We start from the raw sequence: 18,805 nt of genomic DNA on the forward strand, positions 1-18,805 counted from the left end.
GCGGCCCTCCGCACGCGGGACGTCATCGTGGGGGACCACATCGCGGGGGACCCGCTCACGCGATGCTGGCGCAGACGATGGCGCCGACCGACAGCGCGACCGACGCGGCGACGTAGGCCAGCGGACGGACCGGGCCGGGCTCGGTGACGATCCGGCGCAGGTTGCCCGGCGTGATCGCCTCGACGGCGAAGAACATCACCGTGTTGAGCACGATGCCCAGGACCGCGAAGGACACCGTCCAGCCCAGCGCCCACCCGAGCGAGGTCTCGCCGTTGGTCCAGATCGCGGTGAAGATGACCAGCGCGTTCGAGACCAGCCAGGCAGACGTGACGACGCCCGCCGAGCGGGAGTGGGCGTGCACCGACTCGACGCCGTTCTCGTCGACCCCGCGCAGGTGGGTGCCGAGGTGGCCGGGGGTGGCCAGGTCGAGCACGTAGTAGGCGACGACGAGCATCGCGCCGCCGACGAGGGCGTACGCGACGGCGTGCAGCAGGGCGGTGATCAGGTCGGACACGGGTTCTCCTGGTGGGCGGTGGTGGCCGGAGGGCGTACGTCGGGCGTGCGGGGGTCGGGGTGGCTGGGCGGCGGCGGGTCAGCCGCCGAAGCCGCGGCTGCTGCCGCCGAACCCGCCCTTGGTGGTGCTGGACCTCACGGTCGAGCCGCCGGTCGTCGGGAGGCCGCCGCGCTGCACGGTCCCGTTGAGGGTGCTGCCGCGGAAGGTGCCGCCCGTCGCGGTCTGGCCGATCGACGGGACGAGCGCGCGGGCGCCGAGGTAGTACCAGAAGAAGCCGGTGCCGGCCCCGTTGTAGTCCCGGTCGTCGTCGCACTGGTCGTCGTCGACGCGCTCCTGGGTCTCCGGGTCGACGCACACCGCGGCGTAGTCGGCGCTGGAGGAGGAGCACCCGGTCAGGTTGGACGCCATCACCGCGGTGATCCCGAGCGCGACGCTCGTGGACCTCATGCGGCGGCGTACGGGCCGGCGTGCTGCGGTGGTCATCGGGGTCCTCCGGAAGGGTCCATGGGGTCGTTCTTGCGGGCGAACATGGCGAGCATCTCCTCGGCGACGTCGGTGCGTGCCGCGTCGGCGGCGTCGTAGGCCGCGAGCTGCTGCTCGAGCCACGCGCGGCCGTGCTGGGACTCCAGCGAGGCGAGGGTGAGGTGCTCGAGGCGGTCGATGCGCTCGTGCACGTCCTCGAGCACGGTCGCCACCGCGAGCGACTCCTTGTCGTGCACCAGGTTGGCGATGACGTGGCCGATGGCGATCGGCACGAAGACGAGCATCGACACGATGAGGACGGCGCCGACCGCGCGGCCCGCCGTGGTCGCGGGGTAGAAGTCGCCGTAGCCGACGGTCGAGCCGGTCACGATGCCCCACCACAGCCCCTCGACCGGGCCCTTGTCCTCGAGCGCGGAGTAGGCGAGCGAGCAGCCGACCCAGATCGCGAGGACCAGCACGACCAGCAGGTGCGGCGCGTTGACCAGCGCCCGCAGGGGTCGGGTGACGAAGCCCACGCGTCGAGCGACGACGGCGTCCGCCTCGTCGACGTCTGTCTCTGCCACGGCACCCTCCGTTCGCTTCCGGGCCGGACTACGGGTTCCCCGGAGGGAGCGTCGGCACACGTGCCGACTCCGAGCCTACTGACCGGCCGTGCGCGACGTGACTTGTGCGTAACCCCGCCGGAGGGGGAGGGTCTGGGGCATGGCAGCAACCGCATCGTCGTACTCGATCACCATGCGGTTGTACACCGCTCCCGACCACAGCGTCGTCGGCGCTGTCGCGACGACCATCGCGCGCAACGGCGGGGTGGTGACCGCGATCGACGTCGCCGACTCGCGCCACGACCGCCTGACCGTCGACGTGACCTGCTCCGCGGCGGACGCCACGCACAGCCAGGAGCTCGTCGCCTCGGTCGCCGAGGTGGAGGGCGTGGCCGTCCACAAGGTCAGCGACCGGACGTTCCTGCTGCACCTCGGCGGCAAGATCGAGGTCACCTCCAAGGTGCCGCTGCGCACCCGTGACGACCTCTCGATGGCCTACACGCCGGGCGTCGGCCGGGTGTCCATGGCGATCCACGACAACCCCGAGGACGTCCGCAAGCTCACCATCAAGGGCAACTCCGTCGCCGTCGTCACCGACGGCTCGGCGGTGCTCGGCCTCGGCAACATCGGCCCGGGCGCCGCGATGCCGGTGATGGAGGGCAAGGCCGCGCTGTTCAAGCGCTTCGCCGACATCGACGCCTGGCCGATCTGCCTGGCCAGCCAGGACACCGACGAGATCGTCCGGGCGGTCGAGATGATCGCCCCGGGCTTCGGCGGCATCAACCTCGAGGACATCGCCGCGCCCCGGTGCTTCGAGATCGAGGCCCGGCTGCGCGAGTCGCTCGACATCCCGGTCTTCCACGACGACCAGCACGGCACCGCGATCGTGGTGCTGGCCGCCCTCACCAACGCGCTGCGCTGCGTCGACAAGCAGCTGACCGACGTGCGGATCGTGGTCTCGGGCGCCGGTGCCGCTGGTACGGCGATCGTGACGCTGCTGCTCGCCGCGGGCGCCCAGGACGTCGTGGTCGTCGACCGCGAGGGGGCGTTGGCCGAGGGCGACGGGTCGCTGTCAGCCGCCCACACCGAGCTGGCCTCCGCCACCAACCCGCGCCGCGCCACCGGCTCGCTGCAGGACGTGCTCGTCGGTGCCGACGTCTTCGTCGGCGTCTCCGCACCGGGCATCCTCGACCCCGAGTGGCTGCCGACGATGGCGGACAAGCCGGTGGTCTTCGCCCTGGCCAACCCCGACCCGGAGATCGACCCGGCCGAGGCCGACAAGTACGCCGCCGTCGTGGCCTCGGGGCGCTCGGACTACCCCAACCAGATCAACAACGTCCTCGCCTTCCCCGGCGTGTTCCGCGGCCTGCTCGACGCCGGCGCCGACGAGGTGACGATCGACATGCTGCTCCGCGCGGCCCAGGCCATCGCCGACACGGTGAAGCCCGAGGAGCTGCACCCGTCCTTCATCATCCCCAGCGTCTTCCACCCCGACGTGACCAAGCGGGTGGCGTCGGCGATCAGCGGCCGGGAGGGCTGAGGGCTCTCTGCTGAGGGCGCTCGCTGCTGAGCGACGTCATGGGCGGCGGTCGCCTGGGCAGCCGCCCGCCATGACGTCGTACCGGGACGTCATGGGTGCTGGTCGCCGGGGCAGCCCTCCGCCATGACGACCCCGCGGATCGCCCCAAGCGTGGTGGCTGGTCCGGGAGAGCCCTGGGGCCGAACTCCTCGAGGCGATTGCGAGCTTGTGGGGGTGTGTACGCCCCCAGAAGTTCGGGTTTCCCCGCATATGCGGGGAAACCCGCAGCCGGTCGCCCGAGCCGCCCGCCGCCATGACGTCCGCGCGTCTCAGGCCCCGTCGCTCCGCACCTTCCGGGGCCACCAGAACGTCTCGCCGAGGGTCAGCGCGAGCGCCGGGACGAGCACGGTGCGGACCACGAGGGTGTCGAGCAGCACGCCGACGAAGATGATCGCGCCGAGCTGGGCGAGCACGACGAGCGGCAGCACGCCGAGCACCGCGAAGACCGCCGCGAGCAGGATGCCGGCGCTGGTGATCACCCCGCCGGTGGCGGTCAGGGCGCGCAGCATGCCGGTGCGGGTGCCGTGCTCGGCCGCCTCCTCGCGGGCCCGGGTGACGAGGAAGATGTTGTAGTCGACGCCCAGCGCGACGAGGAACAGGAACGCCAGCAGCGGCACGCCGGTGTCCATCGCCTCGAAGCCGAACACCGTCTGGAACAGCCACCACGACGCGCCCATGCTCGCGGCGTACGTCGCGACGACGGTGGCGACCAGGAGCAGTGGCGCCACGATCGAGCGGAGCAGCAGCAAGAGCGCGCCCAGCACCAGCAGCAGGATGAGCGGGAGGATCGTGAGCCGGTCGCTGGCGGCGTAGTCCTTGGCGTCGAGGGCCTCCGCGTCACCGCCGCCGACGTGGGTGTCGGTGAAGTCGGCCACGGCCGCGCGGACGTCCACGACGACGCCCTGCGCGGCGTCGCTGCCGGGCTCCGCGTCGGGTACGGCGTCGATGCGGGCGATGCCGTCGCCGCTGGTCGTCACGCGGGCGGAGTCGACGCCGTCGACGCCCTCGACAACGCCGAGCACCTGCTCGGGGTCGTCCCGGGTGACCACCTGGACCGGGTCGCTGGTGCCGGCGGGGAAGGACTCGCCAAGCCGCTCGGCCGCCGAGATGGCCTCGGGGCGCTGGAGGAACTGGTCGGCCGGGTCGAGGCCGGTCGTGATGGACGTCGTGCCGACGGCCAGCAGTGCCAGCCCGGCGACGGTGCCGACGACGAAGGTGCGCGGACGTCGTGCCACGGCGTCGCCCACCCGGCGCCACACGCCGCGCGAGTCGATGAGGACGGCGTCGCCGACGTGGGGCACGCGCGGCCAGAACACCCAGCGCCCGAAGAGCACGAGGGCGGCAGGCAGCACGACCAGGGCGAAGGTCGCCGCCACGACGATGCCGACCGCGCAGGCGGCGCCGAGGCCGCGGGTCGTCGGGATGGCCGAGAGGAGGAGCGTCAGCACGCCGAGCACGACCGTCGTGGCGCTCGAGAGGACCGCCTCGGTGGTGCGGGTGAGGGCGTGCGCCATCGCGACGTGGCGGGACTCGGTGGTCTTCAGCTCGTCGCGGTAGCGCGAGATGAGCAGCAGGGCGTAGTCGGTGCCCGCGCCGAACACCAGGACGCTGAGGATCCCGACCGTCGACTCGTCCCAGGCGAGGCCGGTCAGCTCCAGCACGTTGGTGGCGGCGATCGCGGCGAAGCGGTCGGCCACGGCGACGACGGTCAACGGCACCAGCCACAGCACCGGGCTGCGGTAGGTGATGATCAGCAGGATCGCCACCACGGCCGCCGTGGCGCCGAGCAGCCGGATGTCGGCACCGTCGAAGACCTGGCCGATGTCGGCCTGGATCCCGGCCGGCCCGGTGACCTCCACCGTGACACCCTCGGGCGCGTCGTCGCGCAGCTGCTCACGCAGCTCCTCGACCCGGTCGATGTTGTCGGTGGCCGAGGACGACGTGACCGGCACCGCGACGAAGGCGGCGGTGCCGTCCTCGGCGACGACGAGGGGGGACTGCTGGCCTGCGCCACCCTGCTGCCCGCCCGGTGCCTCGCCCGGGCGGTCGCCCTCGGGCGCGCCCTGGCCGCCGCCGGCCTCCGACAGCAGCCGGACCGCCTGCTGGGTCAGGTCCCCCTGCGCGCCCTGGTCGAGCTCACCGGAGTCGGCGGTCCAGAGCACGATGGCGACCTGGCCCTCGTCGTCCGGCAGCTGCTCGGCGAGCTCGACCGCCAGCGTGCTGTCGGCGCCGGCGGGCAGCGTGTCGGTGGCCGTGGTCTCGCGCTCGCCCTCGGGCACGAAGAGGATCGCGGCGATGGCCAGGAACAGCGGGACGAGGGCCACGACCCACGCCGTACGACGCCCCGCGATGACGCGGGCGGGAGCAGGGGACTGGTGACCGGGCACGAGAGGTCCTTACGATCAGGTGGTTCACGAGGTAGATTGCTAAGTAAGTTAGCGATTTTGCCGCGGACCCGCAAGCCCTGACGCATCGCCCGAGGAGGACCAGCCGTGACCGCACCCCAGGAGCCCCGCCCCGGCTGGGACGAGTCCGGTGCGCTCACCGCCCTGCGCGACCTGGTCAGCACGGGCGCCCGGGTCAACCACGTGGTCGCCCGGCGGGCCGGCATCAGCGACACGGAGCTGGTGACGCTCGAGCACCTGAGCCGCGAGCAGATCGGGCCGGCCGAGGTCGCCCGCCGGCTCGAGGTGTCCACGGCCGCGGCGACCGGCATCGTGGACCGCCTGGTCTCGCGCGGGCACGTCGAGCGGCGCCCGCACGCCGCGGACCGCCGGCGCACGGAGCTGGTGCTGACCGACTCCGGCCGGCGCGAGGTGGTCTCCCACCTGCTGCCGATGTTCGTCTCCCTCGACCGGCTCGACCGGGGGTTCACCGACGAGGAGCGCGCGGTCGTCGAGCGCTACCTGCGGGGAGCCGTCGAGGCGTTCGAGCAGGTGCTGGAGGGCTGACCCGACCGGTCAGTCCTCCTGGCCGGCCTTGCGGTGCGCGACGAGCGCGGCGCCGACGATGCCGGCCCGGTTCTGCAGGGTCGCCGGCACCATCTCTGTGTCGACCTGGATGAGGTGGCCGAACTTCTCCCACGACTTGCTCACCCCACCGCCGACCACGAACAGGTCGGGGGTGAAGAGGCGCTCGAGGTGGCGGAAGTAGGTGGTGAGCCGCACGGACCAGTCCTGCCAGGACAGCCCCTCGCGCTCGCGGGCGCTCGTCGCGGCGCGGACCTCCGCGACGTCCCCGTCGATCTCGAGGTGTCCCATCTCGGAGTTGGGCACGAGCTGGCCGTCCCAGATCAGCGCGGAGCCGATGCCGGTGCCGAGCGTGATGACCATGACCAGGCCCTTGCGGCCCTTGGCGGCGCCGTACTCCGCCTCCGCCAGACCGGCGGCGTCCGCGTCGTTGACGACGTGGACCTCACGGCCGAGGGCCTCGGTGAAGATCGCGTCGGCGTCCTCGCCGATCCAGGACTTGTCGATGTTGGCGGCCGACATCACCACGCCGCGGCGCACGATGCCCGGCACCGTCACCCCGACCGGGGTCGTGGCCGCCTCGAAGTTGCCGATGATCTGGCCGAACACCCCGGCCACGGCCTGCGGGGTGGCCGGCTTGGGCGTGTCGATGCGGACCCGGTCGTGCGCGAAGTCGCCGATCGCGAGGTCGACGGGCGCGCCCTTGATGCCGGTGCCGCCGAAGTCGATGCCGAAGGGGTGCTCCATGGCGCACAACCTATCGGCAGCCCCGCGCAGGTGTGACGGGGGCGACACGCCGGTGAGATCCGGCGCCTGACCGAGAGAGCCCGTGTCGACCGACGCGGCGCTGCCGGTCAGCCGACGACCTGACGCCGGTCGTCCGGCAGCCGTCGGGTGCGGCCGGCGCGGTCGAGGTGCTCGAGCAGCGGCAGGACGACGCGGCGCGTGGTGCCCAGCCGCTCGCGGGCCGCGCTGGTGGTGAACGGCTGGTCGAGCGTCCCCAGCAGGTCCACCGCCCGGTCGGGGGCGTCCGGCAGCAGCACGATCCCGCTGCCGAGGCGCCGCAGGAGCCCGGCCCGGTCCGCCGCGCCGAGGGCCCGCTCGTCGAGGCCCAGCTCGCGGAGCCGGTCGGCGGTCGGCGCCGCGAACGCCGAGGACGCCAGGTCGCGTCGTACGGCGTCGACGCCGCGCTGCACGGCCTCGGGCAGGCCTCCGCCACCCGGGGCGACCACCCGCCCCTCGGCGATGCGCAGCGGCGCCCGCACCACCGCGCGGACCAGCTCGGACGAGGGCAGCCGCAGCCGCGTGGCGAGCACGGCCAGCGGGACGCCCGGGTCGAGCGGGTGGGCGCGGGCGTGCTCCTCCACCAGCGAGGGCACCCGGTCGGCGAGGGCCTGCGCCAGCGCGGGGGAGACCAGCCAGGGGCCGACCTCGAGCTGGCCGGCGTCCTCGCGGGCGATCCCCAGACGACGCAGCCGGTCGGCGTGCACCAGCCCACGGCGCTCGAGCTCGCCGGCCAGCCCGGGCGAGCCGGTGGCCAGCTGCCGCGCGCGTCGTACGGCGGCCCCGCGTCGCCGCAGCCGCGGCGGGTCGGGGTCCAGCACGTCGGCGCCCCACAGCAGCCGGCGGCCCGGGTCGCGCAGCACCGCGCGGTCGCCGACGCGGAGCGGGAGTGGGCGGTCGAGGGTGAGCCGCACGAGGGAGTCGCCGAGCGGGCGGCAGTGGGTCGTCACGTCGGCCGCTCCCACGTGCAGCATCGGGGCGGTGGGCGGCTCGCCGGGGCCGGTCAGGCGTACGTCGACGACGCGGGTGTGGTGCCAGGCGTCGGGCGTGACGAGCGCGCTGCCGCGCTCGAGCGCGTCGGTGCGGCCGGAGACGTTGAGGGCGACGCGGGCGACCCCGCTGACCTCCGCCCGGTCGCGGCCCAGGGCCTGCACGCCGCGGACACGCAGCACCTCCTCGCCCAAGGCCAGGGAGTCGCCGGGCCGGACGGTCCCGGCGGGCAGGGTGCCGGTGACCACGGTGCCGCTGCCGCGGACCGCGAACCGGCGGTCGACCCACAGCCGCACGTCGGAGGCCGGGTCGGGCGCGGGCAGCGCGGCCACCATCGCCGCCAGCGCGGAGCGGAGGTCGTCGAGGCCTCGGCCGGTGCGGGCGCTCACCGGCAGGACCGGCGCGCCCGCGAGCCCGGTCCGCGCGACCTCGGCGGACGCCCGCGCGAGCGCCGCGGAGGGATCGGCGAGGTCGGAGCGGGTGACCGCCACGACGGCGTGCCGCACGCCCAGCGCGTCGAGCGCCGCGAGGTGCTCGGCCGCCTGCGGCATCCACGAGTCGTCCGCCGCGACGACGAGCAGCGCCGCCGGCACCGGGCCCACGCCCGCGAGCATGGTGGTGAGGAAGCGCTCGTGGCCGGGCACGTCGACGAAGGCCACCTCGCCGACGTCGGCCCACTCGGTCCAGCAGTAGCCCAGCTCGATCGTGAGGCCGCGGCGCCGCTCCTCCTCGAGGCGGTCGGGGTGGGTCCCGGTGAGTGCCTCGACCAAGGTGGACTTCCCGTGGTCGACGTGACCCGCGGTGGCGACGACGTGCATCAGACCGGCTCGCCGGCCACGCGTCGTACGGCGTCGGCGAGGTCGCCGTCCTCCTCGGGCGGGACGGCGAGCAGGTCGAGGAGCAGCCGGCCGCGCTCGACCCGGCCCACCACGGGCGGCTCGCCGGTGCGCAGCGGCAGCGCGAGCCCCTCGGGGAGCGCGACCGCGACGCTGGGCAGCACCACGTCGGGGGCACCGCCGCCACCGACGGCGGCGCGGGTGTCGACGACCGCTGCTCCCAGCGCGGCCGGGAGCCCGGCCACCACCGCCTCCGCACGCTGCCGCAGGACCGCCACGTCCCGCGCCAGCGCGGCCGGGACGGGCGGCACCGGTCCGGCGAGCGTCGCCTCCAGCGCGGCGAGGGTCAGCTTGTCCACCCGCAGGGCGCGGGCGAACGGGTCGCGCCGGAGTCGCTCGACGAGGTCGGCGCGTCCCAGAAGAAGTCCGGCCTGAGGCCCGCCCAGGAGCTTGTCGCCCGAGGCGGTGACGAGGTCGGCGCCGGCCCGCAGCGCGGTGGCGGCGTCCGGCTCGTCGGGCAGGCGGTGGTGCGGCGCGAGCAGGCCGGAGCCGATGTCGGCGACCACGGTCGCCCCGAGGGTCGCCAGCTCGCGCACGTCCACCGACGAGGTGAAGCCCCGGACGGTGAAGTTGGACGGGTGCACCTTGAGCACGAACGCGGTGTCGTCGTCGACCGCGGCGGCGTAGTCGGCCAGGCGCACCCGGTTGGTGGTCCCGACCTCGCGCAGCCGGGCCCCGACGGACTCCATCAGCTCGGGGATCCGGAAGCCGTCACCGATCTCGACCAGCTCGCCGCGCGCGATCACGACGCTGCCGCCGTCGCGGCACAGGACGCGGGTGACCAGCGCCAGTGCGGCCGCGCCGTTGTTGACCACGTGCACGCCGCCGGCCGCCGGGACCCGGGCGGCCAGTGCCGCGAGAGCGCCGCGGCCCCGTCGCCCGCGCCGGCCGGTCGCCAGGTCGAGCTCGACGTCGGTGGAGCCGGCGGCCGTGCGCACCGCCTCGACCGCCGCCGCGGAGAGCGGTGCCCGGCCGAGGTTGGTGTGGACCAGGACGCCCGTCGCGTTGAGCACCCGGCGCATCGACGCGGCACCGGCCGGGAGGGACGCCACGGCCGCGTCGGCCACGTCGTCGGGAGCGACCTCACCGGCGCGGCACCGGTCCTGGGCGGCCACGACCGCGGCCTTGACGAGGTCGGGCCCGAGCCGGCCGGCCGCCTCGCGCAGCCGCGGATCGGCGAGGAGCAGGTCGGTGCGCGGAACGGCCCGTCTCGGATCCGCCACACACCCTCCCGTGCTCACGACTGGCGGAGGCGGACGGGAATCGAACCCGCCTGGCCCAGGTGCTGGGCCACAACGGTTTTGAGGACCGCGTCCGTCACCAGACGAGAACCGCCTCCGCGTCCACCCTAACCATGGGGAGCCGAACGCGATGTCCGATGCCCGCCGGAACCCGGTGGCCGTTGCGCCCACGATGAGGGGCATGGACACCGAGCACGACCACACGCACCCGAGCCCCCGTCCCCTCGTCCTCGTCACCGGCGCCAACCGCGGTCTGGGTCGCGCCGTGGCGACCGCCCTGGCCCAGCGTGGGTATGGCGTGCTGGTCGCCGCCCGTCGGTCGCGCGACGCCGAGGACGCCTGCCGCGACCTCCGGGCGGCCGGTCACTGGGCCGACCCCGTCGTCCTCGACGTGACGTCGCAGGACAGCGTCACCGAGGCCGCGGAGGAGGTACGCCGCAGCCACGGGCGCCTCGACGTCCTCGTCAACAACGCCGGCATCCTGCCGGAGGCGACCGCGCCGGACGCGGCGCAGCCCATGGACGCGGACCTGTTCCGACACACGTTCGACGTGAACCTGTTCGGCGCCGTGCGCACGACGCAGGCGTTCCTGCCGCTGCTCCGCGTGTCGGCCGACGCCCGCATCGTCAACGTGTCGAGCAGGATGGGATCGCTCACGGACCAGGGCGATCCTCGATCGCCCTACCACTCGATGGTGCTGCCGGCCTACCAGACGTCGAAGGCCGCCCTGAACGGGGTCACCGTCGCGATGGCCAAGGCGCTGAGGGGCGACGGGATCCGCGTCAGCTCCGTGTGCCCCGGCTGGGTCCGCACCGACCTCGCCGGAGCGGCCAACAGGGCAGCCGCACCCACGTCACCGGCAGAAGCCGCCGAGGTGGTCGCCGACGTCGTGACCGGCGACCTCGAGACGGGCGGGTTCCATGACGCCTCCGGGACGATCGCCTGGTAGCCGCCCACGCCCGAGCCGACCCTGCGGCGTCGTACCGTGGCTCGCATGAACGCCACGGTCCGACTCACCCAGTACGCCGCGGGCGGCGGCTGCGCCTGCAAGGTCCCGCCCGGCGAGCTCGAGCGGGTCCTGGGCGGCCTGACCGGCGGCCGCGCGACCGGGCCCGTGCCGGACGCCGGCGAGCGGGAGGGCGACCTCGTCGTCGGCGTCGAGCACGGTGACGACGCCGCGGCCGTGCGCATCCACCCGGCTGCGGACGGCACGGGCCGGGTCGTCATCCTCACCACCGACTTCTTCACGCCGGTCGTCGACGACCCCTACGACTGGGGCCGGATCGCCGCGACCAACGCGCTGTCCGACGTCTACGCGATGGGTGGCACGCCGGTGGTCGCGGTCAACCTGCTCGGCTGGCCGCGTGACCGATTGCCGTTCGAGCTCGCCGCCGAGGTGATGCGGGGCGGCGCGGAGGCGTGCGCGGCGGCCGGCACCCACCTCGCCGGCGGTCACAGCATCGACGACCCGGAGCCGAAGTACGGCCTGGCGGTCACCGGCCTGGGCGACCCCGACAGGCTGCTCCGCAACGACGCGGCGCGTCCCGGGCTGCCGCTCACCCTCACCAAGCCGCTCGGGCTCGGTGTGCTCAACAACCGGCACAAGGCGACGGGAGAGCGCTTCGAGGAGGCGGTCGCCGTGATGAGCGCGCTCAACCGCGAGGCGTCGGAGCAGGCGCTCGCCGCCGGCGTCCGGGCCGCGACGGACGTGACCGGGTTCGGGCTGCTCGGCCACCTGATGAAGATGATGCGGGCCAGCGGCACCTCCGCCGTGGTGGACGCCGCGGCGGTTCCCTACGTCGCGGGGGCGCGCGAGTCGCTCGCCGAGGGGTTCGTGCCCGGCGGCAGCCGGCGCAACCTCGACTGGGTCCGCGAGCACCTCGACGCCTCCGTCGACGAGGACGAGCTGGTGCTCCTCGCCGACGCCCAGACGTCGGGCGGGCTCCTGGTGGTCGGGGAGCTCCCGGGTCACCCGGTGATCGGCGAGGTCGTGCCGGCGCGCGACGCGCTGCTCACGGTCCGCTGACCCACCCCGGGGGGCGGTGCACGGGGTCGCCGGCAGTCGTAGGGTCGGCCGCAGGCACCGGACGACGGTCCACCAGGAGGCTCGGGTGACGACGGAGAAGGCAGGACGCACCAAGCGGTCGCTGCTGCCGTGGCCGGTCCTGCGCCAGCTCGCCGACGGCGACATCCTCGGCCGCGGCCGCTCGGTGCGCTCGAAGCGCACCGACGAGGTGGTGCCGCGCACCACGAGCGCCGACCGGGTGGCGCACAGCGTCTGCCCCTACTGCGCCGTGGGCTGTGCCCAGAAGGTCTTCGTCAAGGACGAGAAGGTCGTCCAGATCGAGGGCAACCCCGACAGCCCGGTCAACCGCGGGCGGCTGTGCCCCAAGGGCTCGGCGAGCAAGAACCTCGTCACGAGCGACCTCCGCCAGACGACGGTCCGCTACCGGGCGCCGTACGCCACGGAGTGGCAGGACCTCGAGCTCCACACGGCGATGGAGATGGTCACCGACCGCGTGCTGAGGTCGCGCAAGGACAGCTGGCAGGACATCGACGAGCACGGCCGCAAGGTCCGGCGCACGATGGGCATCGCCAGCCTCGGCGGCGCCACGCTGGACAACGAGGAGAACTACCTCATCAAGAAGCTCTTCACGGCGATGGGCGCCATCCAGATCGAGAACCAGGCGCGTATTTGACACTCCGCCACCGTCCCCGGTCTGGGGACCAGCTTCGGACGCGGCGGCGCCACCGGGTTCCAGCAGGACCTGGCGGAGGCTGACTGCATCGTCATCCAGGGCTCCAACATGGCCGAGGCCCACCCCGTGGGCTTCCAGTGGGTCATGGAGGCCAAGAAGCGCGGCGCCCGGATCATCCACGTGGACCCCCGGTTCACCCGCACCAGCGCGCTGGCGCACCAGCACGTCCCGATCCGGGTCGGCAGCGACATCGCGTTCCTCGGCGGGATCATCAACCACGTCCTGCAGAACGAGCTCGACTTCCGCGAGTACGTCGTCAGCTACACCAACGCGGCCAACATCGTCAGTGACGCGTTCGAGGACGTCGACGACCTCGACGGGCTGTTCTCCGGGTTCGACGCCGAGTCGCGCACCTACGACCCGACGAGCTGGCAGTTCGCGCAGGAGGACGAGGACGGCGAGCTGGGCCCGGCCCAGGCCGACGACGCCGGGGACACCGCAGAGCAGCGCAACACCGCCGCCGGCATGCAGAACGAGTCGCACGGCATGCAGGTCGGCAGCCACCCGCCCCGCGACGAGACGCTGCAGCACCCGATGTGCGTCTTCCAGGTGCTGAAGCGTCACTACGCCCGCTACACCCCCGAGGTCGTCGAGCAGATCTGCGGCGTCTCGCAGGAGGACTTCCTCGAGGTGTGCCGGGCCTGGACGGAGAACTCCGGCCGCGAGCGGACCACCGCGCTCGTCTACAGCGTCGGCTGGACCCAGCACAGCGTCGGCGTGCAGTACATCCGGGCGGGTGCGATCCTCCAGCTGCTCCTGGGCAACATGGGCCGCCCCGGCGGTGGGATCATGGCGCTCCGCGGCCACGCCAGCATCCAGGGCTCCACCGACATCCCGACGCTCTTCAACATCCTCCCCGGCTACCTGCCCATGCCGAACGCGGAGAGCCACCAGACGCTCACCGACTGGATCGACAGCGTCCGCAACCCCGGCAGCAAGGGCTTCTGGTCCAACGCGGGCGCCTACGGCGTCAACCTGCTCAAGGCCTACTGGGGGGACGCGGCGACGCCCGAGAACGACTTCTGCTTCGACTACGTCCCCAAGATCACCGGCGACCACGGCACCTACCGGACGGTGCTCGACATGATCGACGGCAAGGTGCAGGGCTACTTCCTCCTCGGGCAGAACCCGGCCGTCGGATCTGCCCACGGCCGCGCGCAACGGCTCGGCATGGCCAACCTCGACTGGGTGGTCGTCCGCGACCTCTTCGAGATCGAGAGCGCGACGTTCTGGAAGGACTCGCCGGAGGTCGCCACCGGCGAGATCGTGCCGGAGGAGTGCCGCACCGAGGTGTTCCTCTTCCCCGCCGCCTCCCACGTGGAGAAGGAGGGCACCTTCACGCAGACCCAGCGGATGCTGCAGTGGCGGGAGAAGGCCGTCGAGCCGCCGGGCGACGCCCGCTCGGAGCTGTGGTTCTTCTACCACCTCGGCCGGATGATGCGGGAGCGGCTGGCGGAGTCCACCGACGAGCGCGACCGACCGCTGCTGGACCTCAACTGGGACTACCCCGTGCACGGCGAGGAGGCCTCGTCCGGCTGGGGCGAGCCCAGCGCCGAGGCCGTCCTCAAGGAGATCAACGGCTACGAGATCGCCACCGGTCGGCCGCTGTCGGGCTTCGCGGAGATGAAGGACGACGGCTCCACCATGGGTGGCTGCTGGATCTACAGCGGCGTCTACGCCGACGGCGTCAACCAGGCCGCGCGCCGCACGTCGCGCCACGACCAGTCCTACGTCGCCCCGGAGTGGGGCTGGGCCTGGCCGATGAACCGGCGGCTGCTCTACAACCGCGCCTCGGCCGACCCCGAGGGCAGGCCGTGGAGCGAGCGCAAGGCCTATGTCTGGTGGGACGAGGAGAACGGCGAGTGGACCGGCAAGGACGTGCCGGACTTCGAGAAGAAGAAGCCGCCGTCCTACCGCGCCCCGGAGGGATCCGACGGCGTCGCGGCCATCGAGGGCATCGACCCGTTCATCATGCAGGGCGACGGGAAGGGTGCGCTCTACGCGCCGCAGGGACTGATCGACGGGCCGATGCCCACCCACTACGAGCCGGTCGAGTCGCCGTTCCGCAACCTCCTCCACGGCCAGCAGGGCAACCCGACGCGCAAGGAGTACCGCCGCGCCGACAACCCGCTGAACCCGGACCCCCGGGAGCCGGGGGCGGCCGAGGTCTTCCCCTACGTCTTCACCACCAGCAGGCTCACCGAGCACCACACGGCCGGTGCGATGAGCCGCTACGTCCAGCACCTCGCCGAGCTGCAGCCGGAGATGTTCATCGAGGTGTCCCCGGAGCTGGCCCGCGAGCGCGGGCTCGAGCACATGGGCTGGTGCCACGTGGTGACGGCCCGTTCGGCGGTCGAGGGCCGGGTCATGGTCACCGAGCGGCTGCGGCCGCTGCGCGTGGAGGACCGGACCGTGCACCAGGTGTGGCTGCCCTACCACTGGGGTCAGGGCGGCCTGGTCAGCGGTGACTCGGCCAACGACCTGTTCGGCATCTCGCTCGACCCCAACGTGCTGATCCAGGAGAGCAAGGTCGGCACCTGCGACGTCCGTCCCGGACGTCGTCCCACCGGTCCCGAGCTGCGCGAGTACGTCGAGGGGTACGCCCGCCGGGCGGGCGTCCTCGACATCGGCGGCAACGTCGTGGTCACCGCCTCCGCCGACGCCCAGGAGCGGTCGGCGGCCGCCCAGGACGGCGAGGACCAGCACTCACCGCAGCAGCAGGAGGACCAGTGACCGGCCCCAACAGCCTCTTCGGCCCGCTCGACCCCGCACGGGACGCCGGCTACGTCGACGCGCCGAAGCGCAAGGGCTTCTTCACCGACACCAGCGTGTGCATCGGCTGCAAGGCCTGCGAGGTCGCCTGCAAGGAGTGGAACGACGTCCCGGAGAACCTCTACGAGATGCTCGGGACGAGCTACGACAACAGCCACTCGCTCAACGCCAACCAGTGGCGGCACGTGGCGTTCATCGAGCAGCCCGCGGGCCGCCCGCAGCGCCCCGCCCGCGAGCAGGTCGACCTCGGCATGCCGACGGTCGGCGCTGCCCCGACCGGGGTGGCGGAGGAGGAGAAGCCGGACTTCCGCTGGCTGATGTCGTCGGACGTCTGCAAGCACTGCACCCACGCCGCCTGCCTGGACGTGTGCCCGACCGGCTCGCTGTTCCGCTCGGAGTTCGGCACCGTCGTGGTGCAGGACGACATCTGCAACGGCTGCGGCTACTGCGTCGCGGCCTGTCCCTACGGCGTGATCGACCGGCGCAAGGGGCCGGAGGGCGACCCCAAGGTCGGCATCGCCCAGAAGTGCACCCTCTGCTACGACCGGCTCACCGACGACCAGCGGCCCGCGTGCGCCCAGGCGTGCCCGACGGAGTCCATCCAGTACGGCGACGTGGAGGAGCTGCGGGAGCGGGCGAGCGCGCGGGTCGCGACGCTGCACGAGCAGGGCGTCATGGACGCGCGCCTCTACGGCAACGACCCCGACGACGGCGTCGGCGGCACGGGGGCGATGTTCCTGCTGCTCGACGAGCCGGAGGTCTACGGGCTCCCGCCGGACCCGGTCGTCACCACCAAGGACCTGCCCGCCATGTACAAGAAGGCCGGGATGGCCGCGGTCGCGATGATCGGCGGCGCCGCGCTGTCGTTCCTGGGGCGACGGCGATGACGCGGCCGACGTCCGAGCCGACGGTCGAGGTCACCCACGGTGGCAGCCCGGGGCGGGAGCGCGACCACCGGCGCGGGAAGCGTCGCGGACGCGGTGGCGGCGCGGAGCAGTCGATGGTGCCCGACGCCGACTTCACGTCCTACTACGGTCGCCCGATCGTCAAGGCGGCTCCGTGGGAGCACGACATCGCCTACTACCTCTTCACCGGCGGCGTCGCGGCCGGCAGCTCGCTGCTCGCAGCCGGCGCGGACCTCACGGGCCGCCCGGGCCTGCGTCGCGTGGCCCGGCTCGGCTCGCTCGGCGGCCTGCTGGCCAGCATCGGCTTCCTCGTCCACGACCTGGGCCGGCCGAGCCGCTTCCTCAACATGCTGCGGGTCGCCAAGCTGACCTCCCCGATGTCGGTCGGCACCTGGATCCTCTCGATCCACGGGCCGTTCGCCGCGCTGGCGTCGGCGGCCGAGCTGGCCGGGATGCTGCCGAGCCGGTGGCAGGGCGGACCGGTCCGCCTGCTGCTGGCCGCCGGCCGACCGGCCGGCCTGGCGGGCGCGCTCACCGCGCCCCCGGTCGCCGCGTACACCGCGGTGCTGCTGGCCGACACCGCGACGCCGGCGTGGCACGCGGCCCACGAGGACCTGTCCTTCGTCTTCTGCGGGTCGGCCGCGGCGGCGTCGGGCGGCCTGGGCCTCCTCGGGTCGCCGCTCGCCGAGGCCGGACCGGCGCGCGCCTTCGCCGTCGGCGGCGCCCTCGTCGAGCTCGCGGCCGAGCGCCGGATGGAGCGGGCGATGGGCCTGTCGGCCGAGACCCTCCACCACGGGGTCGCCGGCCGCTGGGTGCGCGCCAGCATCACCCTGACCGTCGCCGGCGCCGTCGGCGCCGTGGCGGGCCGGCGCAGCCGCGCGCTGTCGGCCGTGTCGGGGGCGGCGCTGATGGCCGGCTCGCTGTGCACGCGGATGGGGGTCTTCGAGGCGGGCATCGCCTCGGCGCGCGACCCGAGGTACACCGTCGTACCCCAGCGTGAGCGGCTCGAGCGCGGGGAACCGGTGCGGCACCACGAGTGATCCCCTGGGGGAGAGCCGAGGGGACGGGCGAAGGAGACGACATGGCACACACCCACACGGCAGGGACCGGCGTGTCGGAGCCCTCCGCGCGCACGCGCAACCGCTGGCTGCTGGTCGCCGGCGCGCTGCTGCTGCAGCTGGCCATCGGTGGCGTCTACGCCTGGTCGGTGATCGGCGGGGCGCTCGGTGAGGCTGACTCCTGGCAGCTGGGGAAGGTGCAGGCGGCACTGCCCTTCACCGTCAGCGTCGGGATGATCTTCATCGGCAGCTTCCTCGGCGGCCGGATCCAGGACGACCACGGACCGCGGCTGGTCGCCCTCGCCGGCGGCACGATCTACGCCGGCGGGATCCTGCTCGCCTCCCTGGCCAACGGCTCCGACGACTACTGGCTTCTCATCGTCGGCTACGGCGTGGTCAGCGGCTTCGGCCTCGGCTTCGCCTACATCGTGCCGATCGCCATGCTGCAGAAGTGGTTCCCCGACAAGAAGGGCCTCATCACCGGCCTCGCCGTCGGCGGGTTCGGGTTCGGTGCGGTGATCACGGCGCCCGTCGCGCAGTGGCTCATCGACCGCGACCCGCAGGACCCGACCAGCGCGTTCCTGCCGCTCGGGCTGGCCTACCTCGTGATGGCGCTGGCCGGGGCGTCGGTCTTCCGCAACCCGCCCGAGGGCTACACCGTCCCGGGCTACGAGCCACCGGCCGCGACCGGCGACGGCAGCGGGGACTACAGCACCAGCGAGGCGCTGCGCACGCCGCAGTGGTACCTCCTGACCGCCATCCTCACCCTCAGCGTCAGCGCCGGCATCTCGCTGATCTCGCAGGCCAAGGCCAGCGCCACCGACATCGCCGGCTTCAGCGTGACGGGGGCGGCCGCGGTGGTCGGCGTGCTGGCGATCTTCAACGGGGCCGGCCGCATCGTGTGGGCCGGCATCTCCGACCGCATCGGCCGGATGCGCACCTTCGCCGCGATCCTCGTCCTGCAGGGTGTGTGCCTCATCGCGCTGCCGCACGCCGGGAGCGCGCTGCTGTTCACCGTCCTGGCCGCGATCATCTACCTCTGCTACGGCGGCGCCTTCGGCACGATGCCGGCGACCGCGGGCGACTACTTCGGCCTCCGTGACGCCGGCGCCATCTACGGGCTGATGCTCATCGGGTGGAGCCTCGGCGGCATCCTCGGACCGGTCGTCGCGTCCGCCCTGATCGGCGAGGACAAGGCCTACACGGTGGCCTACACGACGGTGGGCGTCATCGCGCTGGCGTCGGTGGCGCTCACCTTCGTGACCAAGGTGCCCGCCGGCCGCCGCGCGGGCGACGCGGGCCACGCGTAGGGCC

Annotated in this window: 15 protein-coding genes and 1 tRNA gene; 8 read left to right on the forward strand and 8 right to left on the reverse strand. The window is 73.5% G+C overall.

What is annotated here, in order from left to right:
- Positions 1 to 55: 55 nt before the first annotated feature.
- The 3 genes from HN031_RS07605 to HN031_RS21940 all read right to left on the reverse strand — a co-directional run bounded on the left by HN031_RS07605 (position 56) and on the right by HN031_RS21940 (position 1,560).
- Entirely contained in the window at positions 56 to 514 is a 459-nt protein-coding gene (locus HN031_RS07605; RefSeq protein ID WP_172268454.1) for a DUF350 domain-containing protein, read from the reverse strand.
- 78 nt (positions 515 to 592) lie between these two features.
- A complete protein-coding gene (locus HN031_RS07610) occupies positions 593 to 997 on the reverse strand; it encodes a hypothetical protein (RefSeq protein ID WP_253943033.1) in 405 nt (134 codons plus the stop codon).
- Complete coding sequence (locus HN031_RS21940; RefSeq protein ID WP_367650687.1) at positions 994 to 1,560, reverse strand: potassium channel family protein; 567 nt, start codon at positions 1,558 to 1,560, stop codon at positions 994 to 996. Before HN031_RS21940 ends, HN031_RS07610 begins: the two co-directional genes overlap by 4 nt.
- 139 nt (positions 1,561 to 1,699) lie before the next feature.
- Between HN031_RS21940 and HN031_RS07620 the strand changes: the two genes are divergently transcribed.
- Positions 1,700 to 3,079 (forward strand): NAD-dependent malic enzyme, encoded by a 1,380-nt coding sequence (locus HN031_RS07620; RefSeq protein ID WP_172268457.1) that lies wholly within the window; start codon positions 1,700 to 1,702, stop codon positions 3,077 to 3,079.
- 308 nt (positions 3,080 to 3,387) lie between these two features.
- Here HN031_RS07620 and HN031_RS07625 read toward each other — a convergent pair whose 3' ends face one another.
- Positions 3,388 to 5,505 (reverse strand): MMPL family transporter, encoded by a 2,118-nt coding sequence (locus HN031_RS07625; RefSeq protein WP_172268460.1) that lies wholly within the window; start codon positions 5,503 to 5,505, stop codon positions 3,388 to 3,390.
- Positions 5,506 to 5,610: 105 nt separating this feature from the next.
- On the opposite strand from HN031_RS07625, the gene HN031_RS07630 reads away from it, so the two are divergent.
- Complete coding sequence (locus HN031_RS07630; protein WP_172268463.1) at positions 5,611 to 6,069, forward strand: MarR family transcriptional regulator; 459 nt, start codon at positions 5,611 to 5,613, stop codon at positions 6,067 to 6,069.
- Between the two features lie 9 nt (positions 6,070 to 6,078).
- On the opposite strand, the gene ppgK is transcribed toward HN031_RS07630, so the two are convergent.
- From ppgK to HN031_RS07650, 4 genes are all read right to left on the reverse strand, one after another.
- The gene (gene ppgK, locus HN031_RS07635) at positions 6,079 to 6,834 is read right to left on the reverse strand and encodes a polyphosphate--glucose phosphotransferase (protein WP_172268467.1); all 756 of its coding nucleotides are present in this window, start codon (positions 6,832 to 6,834) and stop codon (positions 6,079 to 6,081) included.
- Positions 6,835 to 6,941: 107 nt separating this feature from the next.
- Positions 6,942 to 8,678: a selenocysteine-specific translation elongation factor gene (selB, locus tag HN031_RS07640; RefSeq protein ID WP_172268470.1), complete on the reverse strand. Its 1,737-nt coding sequence runs from the start codon at positions 8,676 to 8,678 to the stop codon at positions 6,942 to 6,944.
- On the reverse strand, positions 8,678 to 9,979 hold the full coding sequence (gene selA, locus HN031_RS07645) for an L-seryl-tRNA(Sec) selenium transferase (protein WP_172268473.1): 1,302 nt from the start codon (positions 9,977 to 9,979) through the stop codon (positions 8,678 to 8,680). Before selA ends, selB begins: the two co-directional genes overlap by 1 nt.
- 21 nt (positions 9,980 to 10,000) lie before the next feature.
- A tRNA-Sec gene (locus HN031_RS07650) sits at positions 10,001 to 10,095 on the reverse strand.
- A gap of 83 nt (positions 10,096 to 10,178) precedes the next feature.
- On the opposite strand from HN031_RS07650, the gene HN031_RS07655 reads away from it, so the two are divergent.
- The 6 genes from HN031_RS07655 to HN031_RS07685 all read left to right on the forward strand — a co-directional run bounded on the left by HN031_RS07655 (position 10,179) and on the right by HN031_RS07685 (position 18,801).
- The gene (locus tag HN031_RS07655) at positions 10,179 to 10,946 is read left to right on the forward strand and encodes an SDR family NAD(P)-dependent oxidoreductase (protein WP_172268476.1); all 768 of its coding nucleotides are present in this window, start codon (positions 10,179 to 10,181) and stop codon (positions 10,944 to 10,946) included.
- A 36-nt stretch (positions 10,947 to 10,982) separates the two neighbouring features.
- Positions 10,983 to 12,023 (forward strand): selenide, water dikinase SelD, encoded by a 1,041-nt coding sequence (gene selD, locus HN031_RS07660; RefSeq protein ID WP_367650688.1) that lies wholly within the window; start codon positions 10,983 to 10,985, stop codon positions 12,021 to 12,023.
- Between the two features lie 85 nt (positions 12,024 to 12,108).
- Complete coding sequence (gene fdh / locus HN031_RS21450; RefSeq protein WP_322423727.1) at positions 12,109 to 15,489, forward strand: formate dehydrogenase; 3,381 nt, start codon at positions 12,109 to 12,111, stop codon at positions 15,487 to 15,489.
- Positions 15,486 to 16,415 carry a 4Fe-4S dicluster domain-containing protein gene (locus HN031_RS22260; RefSeq protein ID WP_172268485.1) on the forward strand — a complete coding sequence of 310 codons (930 nt, stop codon included), beginning with the start codon at positions 15,486 to 15,488 and terminating at the stop codon, positions 16,413 to 16,415. Before fdh ends, HN031_RS22260 begins: the two co-directional genes overlap by 4 nt.
- The gene (gene nrfD / locus HN031_RS07680) at positions 16,412 to 17,473 is read left to right on the forward strand and encodes an NrfD/PsrC family molybdoenzyme membrane anchor subunit (RefSeq protein WP_172268488.1); all 1,062 of its coding nucleotides are present in this window, start codon (positions 16,412 to 16,414) and stop codon (positions 17,471 to 17,473) included. Before HN031_RS22260 ends, nrfD begins: the two co-directional genes overlap by 4 nt.
- Before the next feature lie 41 nt (positions 17,474 to 17,514).
- Positions 17,515 to 18,801 (forward strand): OFA family MFS transporter, encoded by a 1,287-nt coding sequence (locus HN031_RS07685; RefSeq protein ID WP_172268491.1) that lies wholly within the window; start codon positions 17,515 to 17,517, stop codon positions 18,799 to 18,801.
- Positions 18,802 to 18,805 lie beyond the last annotated feature (4 nt).

Origin of the sequence: Nocardioides sp. zg-1308 (assembly GCF_013155375.1) — a bacterium.
GTDB classification, from domain to species: Bacteria; Actinomycetota; Actinomycetes; order Propionibacteriales; family Nocardioidaceae; genus Nocardioides; species Nocardioides renjunii.

Excerpts from the sequence above, each read along its gene's own strand:
- ppgK (WP_172268467.1), bottom strand. The coding sequence starts at position 6,834 with ATGGAGCACCCCTTCGGCATCGACTTCGGCGGCACCGGCATCAAGGGC.
- HN031_RS07620 (WP_172268457.1), top strand. The coding sequence starts at position 1,700 with ATGGCAGCAACCGCATCGTCGTACTCGATCACCATGCGGTTGTACACC.
- HN031_RS07655 (WP_172268476.1), top strand. The coding sequence starts at position 10,179 with ATGGACACCGAGCACGACCACACGCACCCGAGCCCCCGTCCCCTCGTC.
- HN031_RS07685 (WP_172268491.1), top strand. The coding sequence starts at position 17,515 with ATGGCACACACCCACACGGCAGGGACCGGCGTGTCGGAGCCCTCCGCG.
- HN031_RS07610 (WP_253943033.1), bottom strand. The coding sequence starts at position 997 with ATGACCACCGCAGCACGCCGGCCCGTACGCCGCCGCATGAGGTCCACG.
- nrfD (WP_172268488.1), top strand. The coding sequence starts at position 16,412 with ATGACGCGGCCGACGTCCGAGCCGACGGTCGAGGTCACCCACGGTGGC.
- selB (WP_172268470.1), bottom strand. The coding sequence starts at position 8,678 with ATGCACGTCGTCGCCACCGCGGGTCACGTCGACCACGGGAAGTCCACC.